Source organism: Microbulbifer mangrovi, assembly GCF_002009015.1.
Taxonomy (GTDB): domain Bacteria; phylum Pseudomonadota; class Gammaproteobacteria; order Pseudomonadales; family Cellvibrionaceae; genus Microbulbifer; species Microbulbifer mangrovi.
Map to the genome: position 1 here is coordinate 1 of NZ_LZDE01000163.1, position 4,385 is coordinate 4,385.

The 4,385-nt window shown below is 61.6% G+C and carries 4 protein-coding genes; all 4 read right to left on the bottom strand.

The genetic code is table 11. From position 1 onward, the window contains the following. Positions 1–87 precede the first annotated feature (87 nt). A complete protein-coding gene (locus B4U49_RS01150) occupies positions 88–849 on the bottom strand; it encodes a DeoR/GlpR family DNA-binding transcription regulator (protein WP_078082758.1) in 762 nt (253 codons plus the stop codon). A gap of 83 nt (positions 850–932) precedes the next feature. Then, positions 933–2,132: a dihydrolipoamide acetyltransferase family protein gene (locus tag B4U49_RS01155; RefSeq protein ID WP_078082759.1), complete on the bottom strand. Its 1,200-nt coding sequence runs from the start codon at positions 2,130–2,132 to the stop codon at positions 933–935. Further along, complete coding sequence (locus B4U49_RS01160; RefSeq protein ID WP_078082760.1) at positions 2,129–3,136, bottom strand: alpha-ketoacid dehydrogenase subunit beta; 1,008 nt, start codon at positions 3,134–3,136, stop codon at positions 2,129–2,131. Before B4U49_RS01160 ends, B4U49_RS01155 begins: the two co-directional genes overlap by 4 nt. Continuing rightward, entirely contained in the window at positions 3,137–4,252 is a 1,116-nt protein-coding gene (pdhA, locus tag B4U49_RS01165) for a pyruvate dehydrogenase (acetyl-transferring) E1 component subunit alpha (RefSeq protein ID WP_078082761.1), read from the bottom strand. Positions 4,253–4,385 lie beyond the last annotated feature (133 nt).

A 4,385-nucleotide genomic window follows, 5' to 3' on the forward strand; every position in this document is an offset into this window, starting at 1 on the left:
TGGCCGCAGACGGTCTCACAAAGGTTTACCCGGTATCGACACCGTCTCGTCAAAGTTCAGAGTGTTTGTTGCACTCTATTTCGTTGTTTAATTCACTTCCGCGCAGATGACGCGCAACCCTCTGCTTTCCAGCTGCGCGCAAACCTTGTCGTCAATTCCGCTGTCGGTCACCAGGGTGCCAAACATCTCCCAGCTCAGTTCCAGGTTGGGGATTCTTCTTCCGACTTTGCTCGATTCCGCCATCACGATGACTTCGCGGGCCACATCTGCCATCACTCGCGACAGACCGATCTGCTCGTTGAATGTGCAGGTGCCGCGCTCGAGGTCGATGCCATCGGCACCGATAAACGCCTGGTCGAAGTCGTAGCCGCGCAGGACCTGTTCCGCCACCTGTCCCTGGAAGGCTTCGAAGTGGGGGTCCCAGGTGCCGCCGGTCATCAGCAGGGTGGGTTCGTTTTCCAGTTCCCGCAGCTGGTTGGCGACGTGCAGTGAGTTGGTCATGACCACTAGGCCGCGTTTTTTGTCGAGCTCGGTGATCAGTCCGGTGGTGGTGCGGCCATAGTCGATGACGATGCGGTTGTGGTCGCGGATCAGTTCGGCGGCGGCGCGGCCGATGGCGCGCTTGGTGAAAGAAAGCGGGTCCTCGGCAACCAGTTCCCGGGGCAGGGGGATGGCACCGCCGTGACGGCGCAGCAGCAGGCCACTGTCTTCCATGGCTGCCAGGTCCTTTCGGATCGTAACTTCTGAGGTTTCGAACTGGCGTGCCAGTGCTTCGACACTGGCTTCGCCGGCTTCGTTGATCTGCTGCAGTATCTGATGGCGTCGCTGTTGGGTGTTGCGTTTCGACATGGCTTCTTAAGTTTCGATTCGTAAGTTAAGCATAGCAAACCGAAATTTAATATCACAACCCGAATTTGGAGAAACGCATCTCACTACGAGGCGGTTTCCAGGTATTTCTTCAGTGCCTTCAGGAATCTCGCCAGTTCGCCACCGGTAACGGCTCGGTGGTCGGCGGTAATGGAGAGGGGCAGCAACTTGCGCACCCGCGCCTTGCCTTTGTGGGGCAGCACCGCCTTGTGCCCGCGTCCGCCGCCGACGATGCATACGAGGGGTGGCACGACGATCGGGGTGGCAAAACGACCGGCAAGGCTGCCGAAGTTTGAGAGGTGGATGGTGGCGCCCTGGAGTTCTTTCTGCGGGATGGCGCCTGCCTCGGCCTGCTGTTTGAAGCGGGCAATACTCTCCAGTATCGCTTCGTCGGACTGGGCACCGATGTCTTGGAGCACCGGGACGAACAGGCCTTTGGGTGCGTCTACCGCCAGGCCCACGTTGACCGGGGTTTTCGGTTCGAGCGTTTCGTTTTCAAAATGGGCATTCAGATTCGGCTCTTCCGCGGCGGCGTGAGCGATGGCTTTGAGCAGCTGCAGGGTAGGGCTGGTGCCTTTGGGCCAATCGGAGATATCCACCTCGTCGAACAGGGTCATGGGGCACACCTGGTCGCGGGCGCGGTTCATCGCCATCGTCATGGCGCGACGGGCTGGAGCCGCTTCCGCTGAGGTCCGCGATACCTCGGTAATTTCGACGTTCGTTTTCGGTTTTTGGCTGCTTTTATCCGATTTTTCACTCCATCTTGGCAATGTTTCGCCGCGGGCGGCGGCACGTACTTCCGCTTCGCTGAAGCGGGCACCGGAAGGGTGCAGGCTATCGAGGTCGACACCGAGGCGACGCGCCAGCGCGCGCACCGCGGGAGTGGCGCAGCGAGGTCGGTTGGTAACGGGGCGCTGCTCGACGGCGAGCGCTTCGCTGCCCTGCTCAATCTTGCCGACAACGGTGCCGCTGTCTATGGCCGATTCTGCAGTGGGCGGCTGGCCTGCCGGCGCCTCGTCGGCATCCGATTCAGCGTCCGCAAAGCCGATCAGCGGCTGTCCGGTTTCCAGTGTTTCGCCCTCGGCGGCGAACAGGGTTTGCACGCTTCCGGCAAATGGTGACGGGACTTCCACCAGCGCTTTGGCGGTTTCCACTGTGACCAGGACCTGGTCAGCTTTGACGCTGTCGCCCTCATCCACATGCCATTCGCGGATTACCGCATCCGGCAGGCCTTCGCCCAGATCGGGCAATCGGAAGATCTTCATCGGTCGCCCTCCCGCGCATACTCCAATGCGATACGAGCGCTGGCCAGTATCCGCTCTACACCTGGCAGGTAGGCGTTCTCCAATTGGTAATAGGGCATCACCGTGTCGTAGCCGGTTACCCGCTGCACCGGTGCCTCCAGCAGGTCGAAGGCATACTCCTGTATCTGCGCGGCGATCTCCGCCCCCAGCCCGCCAAATCTTGCGGCCTCGTGCACCACCACACAGCGACGGGTCTTTTCCAGGGAATCGATAATGCTGTGGATATCCAGTGGTTTGAGCGTTGCGGGATCGATGACCTCCGCCTGGATCCCCTCTGTGGATAGTTGCTCGGCGGCAGCCAGGGTCTCCTTTACGCTGGCGCCCCATGCGACCATGGTCAGGTCACTGCCTTCCCGCAGTACAAAGGCGCTGTCCAGCGGTAACGCTTCGCCGTTGTCCGGTACCGGCTGTTTGGCAGCGCGGTAGATTCGCTTGGGCTCCAGAAACAGTACCGGATCGGGATCCCGTATCGCGGCCAGCAACAATCCGTAGGCCCGCGCCGGGGAGGAGGGGACCACGACGCGCAGACCGGGGACATGTGCAAACAGCGCCTCGGTACTCTCTGAATGGTGTTCCGGCGCGTGGATGCCGCCACCGTAGGGCGCGCGATAGACAATGGGACAGGACAGGCGACCGCGGGTGCGATTGCGCATGCGCGCGGCGTGATTGAGGATATGGTCAAGGCCGGGGTAGATAAATCCCATAAACTGGAATTCGGCCACCGGCCGAAGTCCCTGGGTGGCCATACCAACGGCGATACCCGCAATCATGGTTTCCGCAAGCGGGGTATCCAGCACCCGCTCGCTACCGAATCGTTGCTGTAACCCGTCCGTTGCCCGAAATACGCCGCCGTTGGCACCAATATCCTGGCCAAACACCACAACATCGCCGTCCCGCTCCAGTTCGTGGGCCAGTGCCTGGGTCACGGCCTCCACCAGGGTAATTGCCTTGGTTTCTTCCCCCATCTACTCCCCCCGGTTCCCTGTTTGCGCCTGCTCATCGCGCAGCTGGTCGTACTGTTCGTAGAACGCAGCCGGCAGCTGGGCGTACAGGTGATCGAAGATGGCTGTGGCCGGTTCCGGGTCGCGGGACTCCCAGCGATCCAGCGCGGCCTCCATGATCTGCGCCAGCTCCCGATCCAGATCCTGCTGTTTGGCATCGCTCCACAGGCCCTGAGCGCGCAGATAGCTATCCAGTCGCTTGATCGGCTCCCACTGCCAGGCGTCCTCCAGTTCCCGCGCACTGCGATAGCGACTGGCGTCGTCGGCAGTGGTGTGATCGCACAGGCGATAGGTCATGGCCTCGATCAGCGCCGGACCATCCCCCTGGCGCGCGCGCGCGATGGCGTCCCGCACAGCCCAGGCGACGGCGATTACATCGTTGCCATCTACCTGCAGGGCGGGGATGCCCGCGGCAATCCCTTTCTGGGCAATGGTCTGGGTACCGGTCTGGGCATGGCGCGGGACGGAAATGGCCCACTGGTTGTTGTTTACCACGAACACCACCGGCAGCTGCCAGGCGCCAGCGAGATTCATGGCCTCGTAGAAATCCCCCTTGGAAGTGGCGCCCTCACCGGAACTGGCGACGGCTACCTGCAGTGGCCGGCCATCCTGTGAGTGGCGATATTTGAGTGCAAAGGCAACACCGGCGGCGTGCAGGGCCTGGGTAGCGATAGGAATACACACGGGCAGGTCGCCGGGTTGGTGTTGAAAGTTCTGCCCGCGCTCGTCGCCGCCCCAGTTGGCAAGAATCTCCTCGATCAGTACGCCGCGCTCGAGAAAGGCGCCGGTTTCCCGGTAGTAGGGACAGTAGATGTCTTCGCCGATCATGGCATTGGCGGTGGCGACGCCGATGGCTTCCTGGCCGAGAGAGGAGGGGTAGGTGCCTAGGCGGCCGGTGCGCTGCAGTTTTACCGCGCGGTCATCCACTAGTCTCGCGAGCTGCATCTGGCGCAGGCAGTAGCTGAGCCAGTCGGGGGTCGCGAATTCCGGCAGGGTCTGGGTTGTCTGCCCCTGTTTGTCCAGATACTGGAGGTAGGCGATATCAAAGGAAGCCTGGAGCTGCAAGCGGGGTTTGTGCATCGGCTGGGTTCCTTGGATTCCGATGCTTTTAGTGTAGTTGGGAGAAACCTTCGGGTTGTGGGGTTCGTTTTATCTTGGTTCCGTGGCAGTAAACCACCGCGTATGGGGTTACAGCGGTCCTGAAAAGCCGCAC